Genomic DNA, 19,286 nt, shown 5'->3' on the forward strand with positions numbered 1-19,286 from the left:
ATTCTGCAGGCTAGGCTGGGGTGGCGGCGGTCACATCGACCACGGTCCGTTCCATGCCGTCACATCGGATGCCAAGAGGGAATTCATGATGGAGCAGAATCGGCCACTGAGCGGCCGACGGCTCACCTGCCGCGCTGTTGCACTCGGTTCGGTCGTGCTGCTGTCAGCGTGTGTGCTTCCATCGGCACAGGACCCGTCCGGCGCTGTCGTGCCCGGTGCCGCGGGTACCGGCGGCATCTGGGTGTCGAGCGGCCGCGTGGCATCGACGTCCGACAGTTTCTTCACGCAATCGCTCGGGTTCCAGGCAGGATCATCGCCGGCGACATCAGCACCCACGGCGGGTGCCGCGCCTCTGGGCACGACGTCCTACGCAGTGCCTGGGGATGCGATCTTCGTCGCCGGCAACGGCAACGACGATTCCCGCGGGACGCAGGACGCGCCACTGAAGACCATCAAGGCCGCCATCTCCCAGGCCCGCAGCGGACAGACCGTCGTCCTCCGGGGCGGTACGTACCCCGAAGCGGTGAAGATCCCCACGACGAAACAGATCACCCTTCAGGCCTTCCCCCAGGAAGAGGTATGGCTCGATGGGAGTGTCCCGGTGTTCGACTTCGAGCAGGACGGCCCCGCGTTCGTGGCGGACGGCTGGACCGCCGAGTTCGACGCGAGTCCGACGTATTCGTGGGGCAACGAGGACGGCACGACACCGGGCTGGACGTTCGTCGACCCCGCGTATCCGATGGCCTCCCATCCCGACCAGGTGTGGATCGACGGCACGGCGCAGCGCCAGGTAGGGTCCCTCGGCGAACTGGGCGCGGACTCCTTCTACGTCGACTACGACGGCAACCGGCTGTTCCTCGGCTCGGACCCGGCCGGCAAGGATGTCCGCGCGAGTTCCCTCGCCAAGGCGATCTCCATCCAGTCCGAGGGGTCGGCGGTCAAGGGAATTGGTGTCCGCCGGTTCTCCCCCTCCGTGCCGCACATGGCCGCGGTGACGCTGGAGAGCAGTGACATCGCGGTCGAGAACGTCATCATCGAGCAGACCTCCACGACCGGGCTCGCCGTGTCCGGCACGAACGCCCGGCTCGAGAACATCACGCTCACGCAGAACGGCATGCTCGGCGCGTCCGCGACGTACGCGGACGGGCTGTCCGCGACCAATCTCGACGTGACGGACAACAACACCGAGGGTTTCAACCACTCCCCGGCGGCCGGTGGCGTCAAGATCGGGCGGACCCGGACGGTACACATCAGGGACAGCAACTTCTCGGCGAACAACGGCACCGGGCTCTGGTTCGACGAGTCCTCGTTCGACCTGACCGTGTCGGGGAACGAGATCGTGGGGAACAGCGGTCATGGGCTGTCCGTCGAGATCTCCGCCCGTGTCGTCGTCGCGGACAATGTCGTCGCCGAGAACACGGGCCATGGCCTGAAGATCAACAACACCAGCGACGTCGAGGTCTGGAACAACTCGTTCATCAGCAATGGGCGTCCGATCAACATCGTGCAGGACGCACGACGCGCCTCGGACCGCCGCACACCCGGGCACGACCCTCGCCAGCATTTTCCGGACCCGCTGATGACGTGGATCAACGGATCGATCGATCTCCGGAACAACGTCATCACCGGCACCACGGCGAACTGTCTCCTGTGCGTCGAGGACTACTCGCACCAGATGTCGGCGGAAGAGATGGAGATCGCGACGTCCGGCAACGTCTTCCACCGATCCTCGGGGACGAGCCCGGCCTGGCTCGTGATCTGGTCGCGCGGACGGGAGGAACCGGCCGTCTTCACCACCCTCGGCCGCTTCCGGAATGCGACAGGACAGGCGAAGCATGACATGGAGCTCACCGGGGATGCCATCGCGGATCCGACGACGTTCCGGGTGAGCGACACCGTGCGGTCGTCGGTCGTCGCCGAGCCCCTCCCCGATCGGATCGCAGCCCTGCTCCGCGTCCCCTCAGGGAGTCTGCTGGTAGGACCTGTCGCCGGCTGATGCTCGTGGCCTCGCGTTGATGCCCGACGGCCCCTGACCGCCCGATGGCGCCCCTGACCGCGGGACGAAGGCGGACGCGAGGGCGGTGAGGACCATGAAGGTGACGCTGGCGTCGAGCAGTCCCGTCTCCAGGAACGATCTGATGAGCAGGAAGACGAGGAGTGCCACGGGCAGGGCGTTCCGCCGTCCGCCCCTGATGTTGGCGATCAGGACCACCGTGACGAGCACGGCGAGGACAGCAGTCCCCACGAGTCCCGTCTGGGCCAGGGCGGAGATCCAGCTGGAGTCCAGAACCTGGTCGTTCCAGTACTGGCCCTGCACATGCACAGTCTTCACCGAGAGTCCTGCTCCGACCCACTTCTGGAGGGATTCGAAGGGAGTCTGCAGCACGACCTGCCACGCGATGGTACGTGAGTTGAGGGTGAAGTTGGAGGCGCTTCCCTCCCTGTTGAGGAGTGCCCCGAAGAAGGTGGTGTACACGGCGACCGCGAACAGCGCCGGAACGGCCGCGGCGAGGACGACGGCGACGTACCGCTGGATGGTGCGGATGCTCATGATGAGGACGACGACCGCTATGGCCATGCCGAGCAGCGCCGTGCGGGACTGGGTCGCGAGACACGCAAGGGTGAAGAAGCAGGCCGCGACGACGGCACCGATCGTGGCACGACCGGAGATGACCCGCTGGATCGCGGCGAGTGCCGGGATCGCGCAGAGGACGATGAGGCCGTTCGGGCTGATCGGGAGGAGAGTGCCTTCCAGGCGCCCACCGGATGCGATGGTACCGACACCGGTGATCGCGAGGAGCGCGCCGACGATCCCGACGGCGACGACCAGGTGCATGAGCACCTCGTCCCGCGGGAAGGCGGAGACCATCAGCACCACCGTGACCGCGAGGAGGACAGTCCGAACGACGAGGACCGCTGAAGCCGTGGTGTTCCCGGCGTCCAGGGCGCCGATCATCGACACGGCCAGCACTGCGAGGATCGCCAGCAGCGGCCCGCCGGCGACGGGGTGTGCCACGGGAGCCGCCCGCTTCAGGAGCAGGACCATCGCGAAGGCGGCTCCCTGGAGTGCTGCCTTGGCGAGAACGACGGCGTCGAAGGACCCCTCGAAGTAGACTCCCTTCCGCCACGCCGTGACACTGACGATCAGGATGATCCAGATGAGGACGGCGCTCGCTGTGCGGGCCCTCGACTCACCCACGGCCGGCGGTCCGGACCTTCAGGTGGGCACGCCCTGATGCGCGACCCCCTGACCGCCGCGGTCCACCGAGGAGCACCAGGCCGAGCGGCTCGACGCCCACCGCCTGGAGTTCCCGCATGGAGTCCTCCAGGTCCGCGGCCGACGTACCCCACGACACGAGCACCAGCGCGGCCTCGGCGACCGGTGCGACCGTCCACGTCGTCAGCGGGTGCGAGTCGTACGCGGTCTTGACGAGCGTGACATCGAAGGCGTCGTCCAGTTCCTTGAGGATGCTCGCACCCTGCCGCGCCGCGCGGGAACGGCTGATCCTGTCGGTGGAGGTACCGATGGGGATCCGGTACGCACCGCACTCGGTGGCGGCGAGGACGTCGTTGAGTGTGGCCTCACCGACGAGCACGTCCGAGAAACCCAGTTCCGTACCGGCCTGTCCGGCGACCGCTCCATCGGACAGCATCTGCTGCTGTGTCGCATCGATGACACACGTGCGGGCACCGGAGTCCCCGACGAAGCCGGCGAACTGGTACCCGAACGCTTCCTGGGCATCATTGCGCTGTCCCACCGACGTCACCATGAGGAGCTTCGGGAGCTGCCCGCCACGCTTGATCAGGAGTGCGGTCATCAACTCCCGGTACTGCAGCGCCGTCTCCTGGGCGAGGACCCCGGAACTGCGGGATGCACCTCCGGCAACGGCTCCCAGCACCTCCACATCGACCGAGCGGGGCAGATCCCCGCTGCTGCGGATCCTCCGGTGCCCGGCCCCGAGGACGACCGCGGCGATGAGCCCCACGGTGAGTCCGACCAGCAGGCCCATCGCCAGGTTGAGGACGGTGTTGGGAGTGGAGGCCGAGGTGGGGGCGACGGCAGGCGTGGTGACGAAGGCCTCGACGGCCGCATTCCTCGCAGTGTCCCCGCCCTCGAGCTGACGGATGACGTCGCGCAGGTTGGAGGCGACCGAGTTGGCGAGGGCGGCTGCCTCCTCCGCCGTGCCGGCCGAGGCCGTGACGTTCACGTAGACCGTCTCGGGCGGGTTGCTCGCGCTGACCTTCTCCCTGATCTCCGCCAGGGTCATGGACGAGTCCAGTTCCTGCAGGACCGGCGTGAGGACCTGGGGACTGTTGACCAGGTCCGGGTAGGACTTCACGCGCTGCAGGACGAACTGCGAGTTCTCGAAGCTGGAGCTGGCCTCCGAATCGGCTCGGATGAAGAGGTCCGCCTTCGCCTCGTAGGTGCGGTCGGCGAGTCCCGAGGCGATGCCCGCGAGCAGCAGGCCGACCAGGGTCGAGACGAGGATCAGGACCCACCGGCGGCGGAAGATGCGCCCGTATTCGTTCAGCTCCACGTCTTCACCTCCCGGTACCACTTCGGCAGGGCCAGGACCAGGAACGCGGCGTTCGCGAGCATGAGCAGGCTGTACGCACCCACGAAGACGGCGGGGAAGAGCAACAGGACGAACAGGACGCACAACAGGCCGAAGTCCGTCGGCAGGACGGCGAGGGAATACAGGGCCGAGGACGTCGCCGGCTCCGCGACCGTCGTGCTGCTGCTGGTGCGGCGGGCCCGCCTCAACTGGTCCATCAGGAGCGACGAGAAGAAGTGCACCGTCGCGAGCACCTGGAACACGATCGGCACGATCAACCATGCGGTCTCGAGATCGAGGTAGCGCCACCAGCAGATGAGGACGCAGAGGTGCAGGCTCCCCTCCTTGAAGGCATCCACGGTGTGGTCCAGCCACTCCCCGGCCGCGGATCCCGTTCCGGTCAGGCGCGCGAGCTGGCCGTCCGCCGAGTCCAGCGCGTAGCCCAGGACCAGCAGCGTGGTCACCAGGAGGGCGGTGCCTGTCGTCGGATCCGTCAGGATCAGCAGCGCCAGCCCGGAGAAGGTGGCGAGGGCGCTGATGAGCGTGACCTGGTTGGGGGTGAGACCGCGGGAGTACGCTGCCGCCGCGAAGACCCTTCCCAGTCTCCTGTTGATGTATCTCGAGTAGGCAGGTGCCCCCTTCGACGTCTTCTGTGCACTGGCGAGAGAGTTCAGTGCTTCTCGGAAATCCAATTGCGCCCCAGGTCGCATTGTCATGACGGTCCTTCTCATTCTGCGGACTCCGAAATGCAGTCCGATCGATTAGTGCCGGATACTACTAGGCCCAGCCGCTACTGGCGCGCCTCCCCCACCCACAGGTCGTCATAACGGACGACCACCGGAGCGTTCGTCGCCGATCCGGAGAGGTAGGACGTGAAGCCGATCCGCCCCGCCTTCTGGAAATCGACGGCCGTATCGCTCGTGGAGAGCTGCCAGCTCGCGGGTTCGGCGGTGCCCGCCGCCCACACCTTCATGCGGATGACCGTCGGCGCGGTACCGACCGCCTGGGCCCGGACCATCAGCTCCTTCCCCGGCGCGTAGTTCAGCGAGGAGATGACGGTCTGGTTCACGAGGATCGTGTCCTTCCGCAGCAGGAAGGCCGTGACCGATCCGTTCGGCTGGAACTGCAGTTTCGCCGTGTAGGCACCTGCGCCGGTCACATCGCGCAGCAGGAACGACTGGTGCACGCCTCCTCCGGTGGCCGCCTTGTCGACCGAGATGCTCGCGCGGACCTCGGTGTCGGTGGACGAAACGGAGTTCAGGTAGGCCGAGGGGCCGGCTCCGGCGGAGCCCATCCGGAGCTGCCCCTTGCCGTTCGCCACGGAGAAGTTGGAGAGGGTGCCGGAGTAGGAGTACGCCCCACCGGTGTCCGCGCTTCCCCAGCCCGAGGCGAGGATCCGTGAGAAGGCGTCGCCGGCGAGGATGCGTGGCTCCGTGACCGCTTTCTCGACGAGGAGCCGCTGCTCGGAACGGGTCTCCCCGCCGTCCTCGTCGCGGACGACGAGCGCCACCGTGTAGGTACCCGCAGCAGCATAGGTGTGGGTGGCGGTCCGGCCGCTCGCCGTCGTGCCGTCCCCGAACGCCCAGCTGTAGGTGAGCGCCGGCGATTCCAGGTCCTTGGACGCGGTGGCGTCCACCGACAGGTCCAGCCCAGACACCACCGGCGTGAAGGAGCTGGTCGGGAGGCTGTTGGCGACCGTGACCGTCCTGCTGGTGGAGGCCGTGCGGCCCGCGGCGTCGGTCACCGTCAGGACGACGACGAACGTGCCGTCCTCGGTGTACCGGTGGCCGGCCGTCGCGCCGGCCGCGGTCGTCCCGTCGCCGAAGTCCCAGGCGTGGGCGACGACGGTCCCGCCGGAGGTGCCGGCGTCGGCAGAGAGCAGCCTGCCCTGCGTCGTCGCCTCGAAGGCCGCGACCAGCTGGGGCGATACCGACACGGTCTGGGTCGTCGACGCCGTGGCGCCTCGCACGTCGGTCACGGTCAACACGACCTCGTAGGTTCCTGCCGCCCGGTAGGCGTGGGAGGGTGAGACACCCGTGGCGGTCGTACCGTCACCGAAGGACCATGCGTAGGTGGTCACGGCCCCGTTCGGGCTCGAGCTTCCCGCGCCGCTGAACGTCGCGGTGAGATCGTCGGTCCGCGCCGTGAAGGAGGCTGTCGGGCTGGCCGGCGGTGCGACCTGCACCGTGACCGTCCTCGTCACCGTTGCCGATGCACCATCGCTGTCCGTCACCGTGAGCGTCACGTCGTAGGATCCCGCTGAGGCGTAGCCGTGCTGGGCGGTGCGTCCGGTGGCGGTCGCCCCGTCCCCGAACGTCCAGGCGTAGGCCGTGATGGTGCCGTCCGTGTCGGCGGCTTCCGAACCGTCCACCTGGACGAGCAGGTCCGCCGTCGTGACCTGGAAACCGGCCGTCGGTGACTGGTTGGTCTTCGTGACGTCGATCGTCGATGCGAAGCCGCCCGTCCCACCCTTGTCGTCCGTGACGGTCAGCGTGACATCGTACGAACCGGCCGCGGCGTACCGATGATCGGCGACCGCACCGGATCCGGTGGAACCGTCCCCGAAGTCCCAGCTGTAGGAGCGGACCGTCCCGTCGACATCCGTCGAGCCGGTTCCGTCGAAGCGCGCGTCCAGTCCCGAACTCGTTCCCTCGAACGTGGCCGTCGGCACCGCGTTGCTCACCTGGACCTGGCGCTCGAGGCTGGTACGGCCACCGCGGTCGTCGACGACGACCAGCGTCACGGGATAGGTGCCGTCCCGGCCGAACAGGTGGGTCGCCGCCGCTCCCTCCGCCGTCGCACCGTCACCGAAGTCCCAGCTGTACGACGCGATCGAGCCGTCGGCATCGGTGGAGCCGGAGGCGTCGAACCCGACGGACAGACCGGCCTGCGTGGCCTGGACGTCCGCGACGGGCAGGGCGTTCGGCGCGCTGGCCGACACCGTCCTGGTGGTGGTCGCCTTCCCGCCGCGGTTGTCCGTCACGGTCAGCGACACCTCGTACGCACCGGCCTTCGGATAGGCGTGCTGCACCCGGGCCCCCTCCGCGGTGGTGCCGTCCCCGAAGGACCAGGTCCACCCGGTGATCGTGCCGTCGGGGTCGGTGCTGCCACCGCCGTCGAGCACGATGTTGAGGTCGTCGACCTCCGAGGTGAAGGCGGACACCGGGAGCTGGTTCGCGGGGACGACGATGTCGTAGTGTGCCTTCACCCGCTCCTGGGTCAACTCCCGGGAGTACACCGCGACCTCGTCGATGGAGCCCTCGAAGAAGGCGCTGCTGGAGCCCCAGGTCCTGTCCCCCCCGATGCGCCAGTAACCGGTGTAGGACTGCGCGCCCGTCTGGGGATTCGTCCCGACCAGTGCTCCGTCGACGTACAGCTTCATCCCCTGCGGTGACTGGCTGGCGACGACGTGGTGCCACGTGTCGTCGTTGTAGGCCAGCGGCGTCTGGATCGTATTCGTCTGGCCCGTGTACGTCCCGAAGATCAGCTTCCCCGAATCCTCCATGTAGACGTGCCGGTCGTAGCTCCCGGACAGGCCCGTGTCGGCATTGCCGAAGCCGATGATCTTCCCGCCGCGGGAGGTGTCCGTCCTGAACCAGGCCTCCATGCTGTAGACGCGCGGGTTGGCCTCGGACTTCGTCGCAGCCGTCATGCCGCTGGTTCCGTCGAAGGCGAACGCCTTGGTGGCGACCCCCTTCACGACGCCCGCGGCCTCGCGGGTGACGTTGCCGCTCACCAGGCCGTCGGTCCGCGAGGTGGAGGAATCGACAGCGTTCCCCGAACCCGAGTCGTCGAGGCGCCAGAACAGGGCCGGATCGTCCGCATCGACCGCTTTGCCGTAGGCATCAGTGGCCGGCGCAGGCACTGCCGCGGTCCTGCCGCTGGCGGTGAAGTGATCGAGCACCACGCGACGGTCCAGGACGGCAGGGTAGAGCGCCACTTCGTCGATGTCACCGGCGAACCGGCTGGAGCTGGGCGCGTTCGGCCACCCGTTCACGGTGTCCCCGCCGATCCTCCACTGACCCTTGTAGGCCTGCCCGGCGGTGACATCGGCCCGTGCCGCCTCGCGCAGCCCGTCGACGTACAGCGTCATGCCGTCCGCGCCCATCGACGCCGTGATCAGGTGCCACTTGCCGTCGTTGTACGCTCCGGCGGTGCGGAGGGTCGACGTCGCACCGTTGTACACGCCGAACGTGATGCGGCCGTCGTTCGACATGTAGACGTGCCGGTCGTAGCTGCCGGAATCACCGGTCTTCGCGTTGCCGAACCCGATGATCTTGCCTCCCGTCGTCGACTCGGTGCGGACCCACGCCTCGACCGTGAAGGTGTTCGGGCCCGCCTCGACCGTCCGGGTCGCGCCGAACGCGCCGGCGGTCCCGTCGAACCGGGTGGCCGTCGTCGACGGCATCGAGCCGTCCACCCCGCGGGTCAGCCCCGTGCCGGCGACCGCATCGTTGAAGCCGATGTTGTCGACGAAGGAGCTGCCGGACTGTTCGTTCAGCGGGAAGTACGCCGAAGCACCGTCCTTCGCGATGAGGTCGGCATAGGCACTGCGGGTTCCCGTTCCCACCGTCACGGGATCCGACCTCGGACCGATGTACTCGTTGCCGGCCGCATCCTTGACCCGGACCCGGTAGGTGTGGGTCGCTCCGGCGGTGCGCGATGTGTCGAAGTACCCCAGCGTCTTGACCTTCCACCAGCTCGAGGCCTCGGTGATCGTCGTGATCGCGGTCAGGCTGTTGTCCCGCAGGAGTTCGTAGGTGAGCTTCTCGTCGTCGTAGTCCCAGGTGGAGGGCCACGCGACGCGTACTGCACCGGCTTCCAGGGAGACGGCGGTCGGCTTCAGGGCCGTCGTGTACTCCGGACGGACCTTGTTCGGCGCTACCGCCTTCGACCCGAAGACCGCGAGACCCTGCTGGGCCACGCCGTTGACGGTGGTGAATTCCCCGCCGACGACGATCTTCGTCCCGTTGTTGTCCATGGCCCAGCCACCCTGGAACTGGTTGGTGTAGAACCCCGTGTTGATCGACGGGTACCAGTGGAGCTGGGTGGGCACGGGCTGGCCCGAGTACGAGCTGTTGCTGCCCGGCGGCGCCTGGTCGGTTCCCGTCGCGTAGATCGTATTGCCCATGAGCCGGCGCCAGATCGTCGGGTTCTCCTCCGGGAAACTCCCGACGGAGGCGCAGTCGTGGGCGTGGGAGACGAAGTACATGATCTCGCCCATCACCGAGACGTCACTCGTGGACCCGTAGCAGTTGTCGAGCCAGACAAGGTCACCCGTCGCGAAGTCGGCGGCGAAGCGCCCGTCGAACCAGTGCCCTCCGTCTCCGTTGGCTCCTGCGTAGACGACGCCGTCCCGGAGGATCATCTGCGTCACCCAGGAGGAACTCGTGCCTGCCGCCGCAGGGATGGGGGTGCTGGACCACGCCTGGCTGGCTCCGCTGACGCCGTCGACCGCTCCGATACCGATCGTGCGTGCACCGTTCAGCTCCTGGAACCGTCCCCCCAGGACGATGCGGCTGTTGTCCTGCGCCGCCACGATCGACTGCACCATCCCATTCGCAGCCGGAGCCCAGGGCAGCAGCGCACCGGTGGTCCGGGCGACGGCTGCCACGTTCGATCGTGCGCTCCCGCCGGCGGTCGCGAAGGAGCCGCCGAAGAATACCCGGTCCGCTGTCACCGCGATGCCGTACACACTTCCCGAGGCGGACGACCTGAAGGTGGCGTCGAGTGCACCCGTGGCCGTCGTGAAGGAGGCGATCTTGCTCCGGGCCTGGCCGCTGACCGTGGTGAAGTCACCTCCGACGAAGAGCTGCCTGCGATCGCTCGTCAGTTCGATGACGCGCGCCTGGGCGTTCAGGTTCGGGTTCCACGACAGGATCGCTCCCGTGTCGATGTTGAAGGCCATGGCGTTGTTGCGCACCACTTCTCCCGCACCTCCGGCCGGCACTCCCGCCGGGCGCGCCCGGGTGAAGCTGCCGACAGCGTACGCCGTGTTGCCGTCGACCGCGGTCGACCAGACCACTCCGTTGATCTGCGGCGCCACCAGGAGGTCGGCACTGACCGTCGCGGGAAGCGATGCAGGAGTGGCGGCACCCGCTGGTTCCTCCGCCAGGGCGGGCGCCGCGGAGAAGGACGCGGCGAGGACCACGGTCACGGAGATCGTCGCGATCGCCCTCGCCAGTCGGGACACGAGCCAGGGGCGGGACGAACTCGGGCGTGTTGTCGTGGGTTCAGACATGCGTCTCAAACCGCCTTTTCTGCGGAGCGGAGGATGGGGTGGAGGAGGTGACGCGCCTGGGTCGAAGGACGACCAGGCGAAGACAGATGGCGCCGATCAGGGAGCCGATGGCACAGCACAGGGGTGCGAGGACGAAGGTGTCCGACAGCGCGACGGCCACGACGGCGAGGGCCAGCGACAGGGCGCTCTCGCCCAGACGGACGCCGAACACCGTGGCTGCCTTGCCCCGTACCGCGGCCAGTGAGCCGTAGGGGATGCTCACACCGATACCCAGGGACAGGCACAACCAGCCGGTCACGGCGAGTGGATCCGGCATCCGCCCCGTGAGCAGGGGCCCGGCCACGGGCAGCAGCAGCAGTGCGCCGGCCGAGCCGACGATGGCCAGGACGACGAGTGCGGTCACCGCCCGGTCGGCCCGGTGGACGAGTTCCTGCAGCGGCTTGGACGAATCCCGCGCGTAGGAGGAGAAGAGGAACGACGACAGGCCGCCGATGAGGAGGAGGGCCGGGGCGGCGTACACCCTCGCGACCTCCAGTTCGCCCGCCGCGGCAAGGCCGACGAACAGGATCACCACGAACCGGATTCCCGCCAGCAACGCGGGCCGCAGGCTCTGCTGCGCGGCCCGCCAGCTCCCGAATGCTGCCACCTGGCGGAGGGAGGATCTCCGCATCGACACGAGGTACCGCTCGGACCTGGGGAGCAGGAGCACCCCGGCGAGCGCTCCGGCCGTTTGTCCCACCAGGACCGAGACGACGAAATCGAGGAGGTGCAGGCCGTCGCCGGCAGCGGCGAGGAGACTCAGGGCCGTGCCGAGGATCATCGCGAGGTCGACCAGCGTGACGCGCCCGAACCTGAGGTCGACCATCAGCAGGCGCCGGATGATCTCCTCGCTGACGAAGGCGAACCCCGCGAGGCCCACGACGAGCGATTGTGTGGGACCGGTGACGCCGACGAGGAGACCGGCCACCGCGATGAGCCCTGCGGCGAGGCCGGCCAGGAGCAGGAACCACGCCTGGAGCGCTCCCCGGATGCTGGACGCGCCGCGGTCCAGCACCGTCAGGCTGTCTCCGACGAAGCCGCTGACCAGTCCGGACCCGAGGACGAAGAAGCCGTACAGGAGGCTGAAGAGACCGACGTCGGCCAGGTCCATGGTCCTGCTGGCGACCAGGATCAGCAGCATGCTGCCGACGGCCTGGGTGCACGGGGCGAGCGCCGCCAGCCCCGCCGGCAGCAAGCGCCGGATGCGAGCTCTCACTGGAAGGCGCCGTCGAACGTGGCGACCGCGTGCTCGTCGTCGACGTCGAGGTAGAACGTCCCCGTGGTGGTGTCGGCGCCGACCTGGAACGCGTAGGTCCCCGTTCTCGTCTCACCCGGAGCAAGCGTCCCGAAGAGATCCGAGACGCCGTCGACGTCGTAGGTCGGAGCAGCGGGGACCGGCTCCTCGCCGGTCATGAGGGTGGCCACCACCGTGTTCAGGTCCACGGCGTCCGCCGACCCGTTCCGGAGCTCGACCTCGATGGTGACGTAGGCTGCCCCGGCGATGGCGCCGGCTCCGGTGGCCGTGATGGTCCCCCGGGAGAATCCCCCCGTCGTCGCCTCCAGCCCGTCGTCCCAGGCCGCCTCCTCCGCGAAGGACACGGGGTCGACCTCCGCTCCGCGGGTCGCTGCCCCGCCTCCACGGCTCACCTCCGGTGCACCAGCGGACGCCGGCTCGAACGCCGGTCCACCGGCCGGTCCGCCGGACTCGCCGGGGTCGGGGCCGGGTTTCGGGTCCGCCGGACTCGCCGACGCCTTCGGACCGGCCGGTTCCACCGCCGTCCCGCTGTTCCCGGCAGCGTCGCTGCAACCGGCCGTGAAGACGATGACAGCGACGAGGAGGGACGCGCTCGCGGCCCGCCATGGGAGCGACCTGGCACGTCCGTGGGTCAGGTATCGGTTGTTCATATGAGACCAATCGTCAGTACGTCCGGGGAGGACGGATAAGCTGGCTAAACCGTAGAATCCTGCGGATCGGAAAACACGAGTAGCGACTACCTGTAGCCTTCCGGAACCGCTGTCCGGACCACTCGGAATCCCCATCGGCGGGTGGTCCGGCCGTGCCGCCTCAGGGAGCCGTCTCGGTGAGCGGGAAGGCGCCGGAACGACGTCCGCGGCCACCGCGGCGGCCGGCGAGCTCGAGGCACAACCGCTCGTAACCCTCCGCCACGCGATCCCAGTCGTACGCCAGGGCATCCACCTGGGACTTCTTGCCGCGGAGCACGGTGTCCGACGCCGAGGCCTCCGCTGCATGCACCTGCGCCGGGATGGCGGCCGCGTCGGCGAAGTACTCGCCGTTGGTCCCCAGCACCTCGCGATTGAAGTTCACGTCGAAGGCGTTGGTCGCGACGCCGGCCCCCATCGCGCGGAGGAGCGACGGGTTGGTGCCGCCGACGGAATGGCCGTGCCAGTAGATCCGTGCGTTGGCATACAGCTGGTCGAGGAGTTCCTGGTCCCACACCCCGCCGATGAAGCGCACCCGCTCGTCGCCCAGCGCTGTGACGTGCTGCGTGTAGTCGTCGGAGTAGGGGGCGGAGCCGACGACGATCAGCGGCAGCTCCGCGTTGCTGCGGACGTACCCCTCGACGATGACATGGACGTGGTTCTCCGGCTCGAACCGGGCCACCACCAGGTGGTAGCCGCCGGGGGTGAGGTCCAGTTCCGCGAGCCGGTGCGACGCTCCGCCTTCGAGGATCGGAGCACCATAGGCCAGGTAGGTGCTGTCGACGCCGAATTCCTGGCGGTAGTAGTCCTGGATGCCGGCGGCATCCGCGATGAGGGCATCGGACCAGCGGACCGCGAGTGATTCGGCGACCCGGTAGTACCTCTTGCCCAGGGGTCCCCACTTGGCACGCTTCCACTCGAGCCCGTCGACGTGCGTCGCGACGGGTATGCCTGCTGCGCGCAGGACGGGCAGCCACGGCGAGTTGGCCGCATTGAAGACGATGGCGGCGTCGGCACGCTTGACGAACAGGTGCGCGGCCGAGAGCCCGGTGTGGCTGAGCGTCTCGAGCGACCGTCGCTTGAGGGCGGGCAGGTGGACGAGGGTCATCCCCCTGTACTCGTTCTCGGCGGGATCCGTGTCGTCCGACGTCCTGCAATAGACGACGACGTCATGGCCGCGCGCGGCCAGGCGCTGCCCGACCTCCTCGACGCAGGTCTCGAACCCCCCGTAGCGGGCCGGCACCCCGCGGGTTCCGACCAGGGCGATGCGAAGGGGTGTCGAGCGGGACGACGGCAGGTACATGATGGGCTCCCAGTTGCTGCGCACCCCTCGAAGGGGCGGGTGCACGGATCGTTGTGTCAGAGGGCGGCTTGCTGGACCTCGGGAGCGTTGAGGAGCTCCAGGGTCCGCCGCAGGAAGGTGCTCGAGGTGTGGACGGTGTACGGGAAGTAGACGACCTCGACGCCGACCCGGGCGAAGGACTCCTCGAGGGCGAGCCCCTGGGGAGTGCCCTTCCAGTCGTCGCCCTTGAAGAAGACGTTGAAGCCGAGCTGCTTCCACATGTCGAGCTTGGTCGGAGCGGTCTCGGCGACCGCGCGGTCGACGAACTGCACGCTCTCGACGATCTCGAGCCGTTCGATCAGGGGGATGACCGGTCTCTTCCCCTTGTTCTTCTCCAGCAGTTCGTCGGAGACGACGCCTGCGATGAGGAAGTCGCACTCGCTCTTGGCGTGACGGAGCAGGTTGAGGTGGCCGACGTGGAAGAGGTCGAACGCACCGGCGGCATATCCGATCCTGATTCCCATGGGGCTTCCTTCGCTGGTGGCCGCGACCGCGGGCGTGGCTGCCGGTGCCGGGATCCCGGTTGCCGGCGGAGAGGGGCGCATCAGTAGGCACCGACGGGCTTGAGCATCACCTTGAAGGTGCGCCAGATGATGATGAGGTCACCGGTGACCGACCAGTTCTCGACGTAGTAGAGGTCGAGCCGCACGCTCTCCTCCCAGTCGAGGTCCGACCGTCCGCTGACCTGCCACAGGCCGGTGAGCCCTGGCTTGATCAGGAGCCGGCGGTGCGTGTGCTCCTCGTACCCGGAGACCTCGCTGACGAGCGGGGGTCGGGGTCCTACGAGGGACATCTCACCGCGGAGGACGTTCCAGAACTGGGGAAGCTCGTCGAGGGAGTACTTCCTGATGATCCGTCCGATCCGGGTCACCCGTGGGTCGTCGCGCAGCTTGAACAGCACACCGTTGCCCTGGTTCCGCTCCCGCAGGACCTCGAGCTCGTCCTCGGCCGTGACGACCATGGAGCGGAACTTGAACATCCTGAAGACCGCCGAGTTCTTGCCTGCCCGCTCCTGCGCGAAGAAGGCGTTTCCCGGGGTGTCCCGCCGGATGGCGATCACCAGCACGAGGAACACCGGCGCCAGGATGAGCAGTGCCGTGGCGGAGACGACGATGTCCAGGGCCCTCTTCAGGATGTGGCGCCCGCCGGTGAACTGCGGCAGTTCGACGTGCATGAGGGGCAGTCCTTCGACGGGCCGCATGGTGATGCGCGGACCGGCGACATTGGTGAGCGCCGACGCGAGCACCAGTTCGGTCGAGGACTCCTCGAGGCGCCACCCGAGTTCCCGGATGTAGGAACTGCCCTTGTGGAGATGACCGGCCACGATGACCGCATCCGCCCCCGTGTACGCCACGAAGTCCTCGATCTTCCGGAGACCGCTGACCACAGGGACGATCCGCTCGCCCGTGTGCAGGGCCGCCGGGTTGGACCTGCCCTCGTAGACGGCGCCGACGACGGTGTACGCCGCACCGGACTTCTTGGCCAGCTGGGCTGCGACATAGCGGACGTCGGCGGGCTGACCGACGACGACGACCTTCGAGAGATAGTGTCCCAGGTGGCTCTGGTGCAGCAGCCACTGGCGCCACAACCACCGGCTCGACAGCAGGAGCGCCGTGCCCGACGGCAGGGCGAGGACGAGCAGGCTCCGGAAGTGATCGAGATCCAGGAGAGCGACGACGACGGCGGCGGCCGCGAAGGTGGCGAGGCTCGCGCGCACCACCTTCTTGTACTCACCGGCTCCGGTGCCCACGATGCGGGAGTCCCGCGTCCGGAAGAGCGACATCGCCGTCACCCATCCGGCGGCGATCGCGCCGCCGAGGAGGAGGACCTCCGTCAGCCGCCGGCTGCTGTCGTCGAGTGTCAGGACATTCACGGTCAGCAGCAGGATCCCGAGGATGAGCACGGAATCGGTGGCCATCAGCGAGACCTGGTAGCGGCGGCGCCACGCCGTGCCCGAGGTGGCGATCGACCTGGAGGCCGCTGTGGTTCTCGGGACCGTGGCGAATCTGCCGGGTGAGCTCTGCATCTGCGTCATCGTGTGCCCCCTTTCGAGGATGCAGCGCCAGTGCTGCACGACGGGTTGAACTGGGGAGCCGACGACGGCTGGGGACGGACCTTGGTCTCAGAAGGTCCTGACATCGCCGGCTCCGATCGTGGATGCGACCCGGGTGCCGCTTCCGCGGCAACCGGTCTGCAAATGATTCAGGACGACGGATTCGGTGGAATGCCGTCGGCCGGAACTCGGAGGAAATATAGAGTGGGCGCCTTCCCCTGACGGGTGGCGAATGCCGCAAAATGAACGACCCATGAATGAGACCCGATTCTTCAAGAATTTCCCCAGCCCTGCCTGCGAGCTCTTGTCGAAATCCTAGAGAGAGGGGTTTATCGGCACACGAGTAGGACCTACGCGATCGGTCCGGGGTCCTTACGTAGGACTACGCGTGAACTACTCGTGAACAGTACGTAGGACACTTAGCCCTACGTGTGGTGGCGCCTCAGGACTCCCGCAAATCCTCTCGGCGGTTGACGCCGAGCTTGGCGAAAATCCGGTACAGATGGCCCTCCACCGTCCGGACCGAGACATTCTTGGCGTCCGCTATCTCACGGTTCGAATAGCCCTCGTTGACGAGTGCGACGATCGTGCGCTCCGTGGGCGTGAGACGGGACGTGGTCTCCGCGGCAGATGCCGAGACCAGCGCCGGCGGCACGGGCCCCTCCCACCGCTTGCCCAGCGTCACCAGCCGTCGCTGGATCGCACGGGCCGAACGACTCGAGCCCTGCTCCCCTGCCAGTTGCAGGGCGACGGACAGACCCGCATATTCGAAGGCCACGTCCCCGTTCGCTCCCCCCGCGGTGGCTGCGGCGACCATGGCGTCGGCGTCCTTCGTTCCGGCCGCCACCGCGAAATCGAGCAGGCCTGTGGTGCACGCGCCCTGGAAGTCCTGGAGGACATCGGTGAGAGGGCCCACGGAATCCGTGTTCCCCAGCAGGAGCGAGAGCCGAAGTGCGGTGACCGCCCATTGCTTCATCTGGGCGGCCTCGGCCTCCGCGGCGATGCCGACCAGCTCCGCGGTGGCACCGGGGACATCTCCCAGGAGGGCCGCGGTCGCCGTCACGAAGATGCGCCCACCCACGATCATCGCCCGGGACCCCTGCTCCGGCGTCCCCTCGAACGCGTCGACGAGTGCGGCGGCGCCGGCGGTATCACCGGCGAGCGCACAGGCGTACGCCGCAAGGCCCGTCAGCAGTGTCGTCACGTGCGTGGCATCGCTTCCCCGGAGTGCCTGGAGCGCGAGGAGGAACCTGCTCCGGGCTTCCCGGTTCCGGCCCTCCCGGAGTGCGGTGTGGCCGTCGATGACATCGCTCCAGCCTGCGAGATACACGATGCTGCACGGTTGGACCCGCGAGTACGCCTGCAGGACCGCCTTCGCCTCTGCCTCCTGCCCACGCCCGCACAGCGCCAGGACGTGCTGCGCAGCGGCGAACTCGCGGTATCCCAGCAGGGCTGCTCCCGCGGCGTCGATGCGGTCCAGCGCAGCCGCCGAGAAGGCACTGGCGTCGACCGGGCGGCCCGTGCTGCCGAGCAGCTCGGCGAGCACGATCATCGCCCCCACGTGGGTCTCGGGCGTGCCTCGGGAACCAGCGATGAGGTCACGCAGTTCGTCCTCGATACCGGCGAATCGCCCCTGCAGGACGAGGACGCGACACTCGAGGATCCTGCAGCCGAGCTGCGCCCGGGCGACCTCCTCGGCCGGAAGGCGAGCGCCCTCCTGCAGCTCCACCCGGGCGATGAGGGACCTCCAGCGGTCGACGTCCTCGCGCAGGTCCTCGTAGGAGGCCAGGGAGCTCAGCTTGAGCTCCTGGGACAGCAGCGTGGCGTCCTTCGCGAGACGCAGGTCCGTGCAGCGCCGCAGTGCGTCGTCCACGACCTCCCGTGCGTACGCCAGGTCGCCCCTGCGGGCATGCACCCGGGCGATCTCGATGAGGGCACGCCCCCTGAGTCCTGGCGCGGACACGGCGCGGGCGGTCCGGAGGGCGACGTCGGAGTCCCGGAGCCCGTTGGCGACGGTGGCGGCCTCGAGGAGCTCCCGGTCGTCGGACGGGACACCGCAGTCGAGTCCCCAGACCACCATCCGGAGGAAACCTTCGAGGGACTGCGATCCGGGTTCGGCGGCAGCGAGCACCTTCCGGCGGATCGCCGTACTGCGTGCAGCAGGGACCTGGCTGCGGAGGACTTCGCCGTGGAGCGGGTGTTCGACCGAGACGGGGGCGCCCGGTCCGGGTCCGACGGCAATCAGGCGATCGTCCCTCAGACGGTTGAGGGCATCGGCGTCCACGCATCGGACCACGGTGTCGAGGGCGATGGGTTCCGCAAGGGCGACGGTTTCCAGTGCCTCGAGGTCAGCTGCGCTGCGCAGTCGGAGCTGCGAGCGGACGAGGTCCCGGAGTCGCGGGGAGAGCATCGGCCGCTCGGTGACCTGACGCCAGACGCCGTCGTGCCGGCCGAGGTAGCCCTCGCCGGGACCCTGCTCCAGCAATGCGCGGAGGAACAGCGGATTTCCGCCCGTCGTCAGCGCGAGCGTGTGCGCGGTGCCCGTCAGGACCGGCCCGCCGAGCAGCTGCGAACTCAGGGCACTCACCGCATCGGGATCCAGTGGCGCGAGGTCGAAGCGTGCCAGGAGGCCATCGGCGCCCAGACTGCGGAACTCGACGGGGGCGGTCGTGACATCGCGGCTCATGACGAGCACCTTGGCCCGCCGCGCACTGACCAGCTGGGCGAGGAGAGCACTCGAACTGCTGTCGAGTTCATGGGCGTCGTCGATCACCAGGAGGGGCGGATGCTGCGTCCGGCCCGTGCTCTCACCCGTCAGGTGCCCCAGCACCGCGCGGAGGACGGCGACGGGTGATTCCGCGTCCGCCACCGACAGCGTGTGGAGGTAGGGTGCCAGCGCCCCGAACGGGATGCTGCGCAGGGAGGGGCCTCCCGTGATGCGCAGCACCGGGGCTGTCCAGTTCAGGCGCTTCAGGACGGACCGCGCGACCGCCGTCTTCCCCATGCCGGCCGCGCCGACGATCATCACGCCGAATCCGCCCGACTCGTCGAGTGCTGCAACGATGTCCTCGACGAGCCGAGCACGGCCGACGAGGTCGATGGTCGTTCCCATGT

The 19,286-nt window shown here is 68.4% G+C and carries 11 protein-coding genes; 1 reads left to right on the forward strand and 10 read right to left on the reverse strand.

The features are described from left to right. Positions 1 to 85 precede the first annotated feature (85 nt). Positions 86 to 1,996 (forward strand): right-handed parallel beta-helix repeat-containing protein, encoded by a 1,911-nt coding sequence (locus AC0Z9V_RS09910; protein ID WP_485141402.1) that lies wholly within the window; start codon positions 86 to 88, stop codon positions 1,994 to 1,996. Here the strand turns inward: AC0Z9V_RS09910 and AC0Z9V_RS09915 are convergent. From AC0Z9V_RS09915 to AC0Z9V_RS09960, 10 genes are all read right to left on the reverse strand, one after another. Continuing rightward, on the reverse strand, positions 1,961 to 3,199 hold the full coding sequence (locus AC0Z9V_RS09915) for an O-antigen ligase family protein (RefSeq protein ID WP_485141403.1): 1,239 nt from the start codon (positions 3,197 to 3,199) through the stop codon (positions 1,961 to 1,963). The two genes, AC0Z9V_RS09910 and AC0Z9V_RS09915, sit on opposite strands and share 36 nt — an antisense overlap. Then, a complete protein-coding gene (locus AC0Z9V_RS09920) occupies positions 3,192 to 4,538 on the reverse strand; it encodes a Wzz/FepE/Etk N-terminal domain-containing protein (RefSeq protein WP_485141404.1) in 1,347 nt (448 codons plus the stop codon). The genes AC0Z9V_RS09915 and AC0Z9V_RS09920 overlap by 8 nt, the downstream gene beginning before the upstream one ends. Continuing rightward, on the reverse strand, positions 4,529 to 5,272 hold the full coding sequence (locus AC0Z9V_RS09925) for a CDP-alcohol phosphatidyltransferase family protein (RefSeq protein WP_485141405.1): 744 nt from the start codon (positions 5,270 to 5,272) through the stop codon (positions 4,529 to 4,531). The genes AC0Z9V_RS09920 and AC0Z9V_RS09925 overlap by 10 nt, the downstream gene beginning before the upstream one ends. 74 nt (positions 5,273 to 5,346) lie before the next feature. Then, positions 5,347 to 10,797 carry a PKD domain-containing protein gene (locus AC0Z9V_RS09930; protein ID WP_485141406.1) on the reverse strand — a complete coding sequence of 1,817 codons (5,451 nt, stop codon included), beginning with the start codon at positions 10,795 to 10,797 and terminating at the stop codon, positions 5,347 to 5,349. Beyond that, on the reverse strand, positions 10,790 to 12,052 hold the full coding sequence (locus AC0Z9V_RS09935; protein ID WP_485141407.1) for a hypothetical protein: 1,263 nt from the start codon (positions 12,050 to 12,052) through the stop codon (positions 10,790 to 10,792). Before AC0Z9V_RS09935 ends, AC0Z9V_RS09930 begins: the two co-directional genes overlap by 8 nt. Then, positions 12,049 to 12,741, reverse strand: coding sequence for a DUF4352 domain-containing protein (locus AC0Z9V_RS09940; RefSeq protein WP_485141408.1), 693 nt, complete (start codon positions 12,739 to 12,741; stop codon positions 12,049 to 12,051). Before AC0Z9V_RS09940 ends, AC0Z9V_RS09935 begins: the two co-directional genes overlap by 4 nt. 160 nt (positions 12,742 to 12,901) lie before the next feature. Beyond that, on the reverse strand, positions 12,902 to 14,080 hold the full coding sequence (locus AC0Z9V_RS09945) for a DUF1972 domain-containing protein (RefSeq protein WP_459269286.1): 1,179 nt from the start codon (positions 14,078 to 14,080) through the stop codon (positions 12,902 to 12,904). Between the two features lie 56 nt (positions 14,081 to 14,136). Further along, positions 14,137 to 14,583, reverse strand: a complete 447-nt coding sequence (locus AC0Z9V_RS09950; RefSeq protein ID WP_133082048.1) for an FAD synthase family protein — start codon at positions 14,581 to 14,583, stop codon at positions 14,137 to 14,139. An 80-nt stretch (positions 14,584 to 14,663) separates the two neighbouring features. Beyond that, a complete protein-coding gene (locus tag AC0Z9V_RS09955) occupies positions 14,664 to 16,154 on the reverse strand; it encodes a sugar transferase (RefSeq protein WP_459288255.1) in 1,491 nt (496 codons plus the stop codon). Between the two features lie 460 nt (positions 16,155 to 16,614). Then, on the reverse strand, positions 16,615 to 19,284 hold the full coding sequence (locus AC0Z9V_RS09960; protein WP_485141409.1) for a helix-turn-helix transcriptional regulator: 2,670 nt from the start codon (positions 19,282 to 19,284) through the stop codon (positions 16,615 to 16,617). Between the last annotated feature and the right edge of the window lie 2 nt (positions 19,285 to 19,286).

It is taken from the genome of Arthrobacter sp. UYP4, from assembly GCF_057291175.1.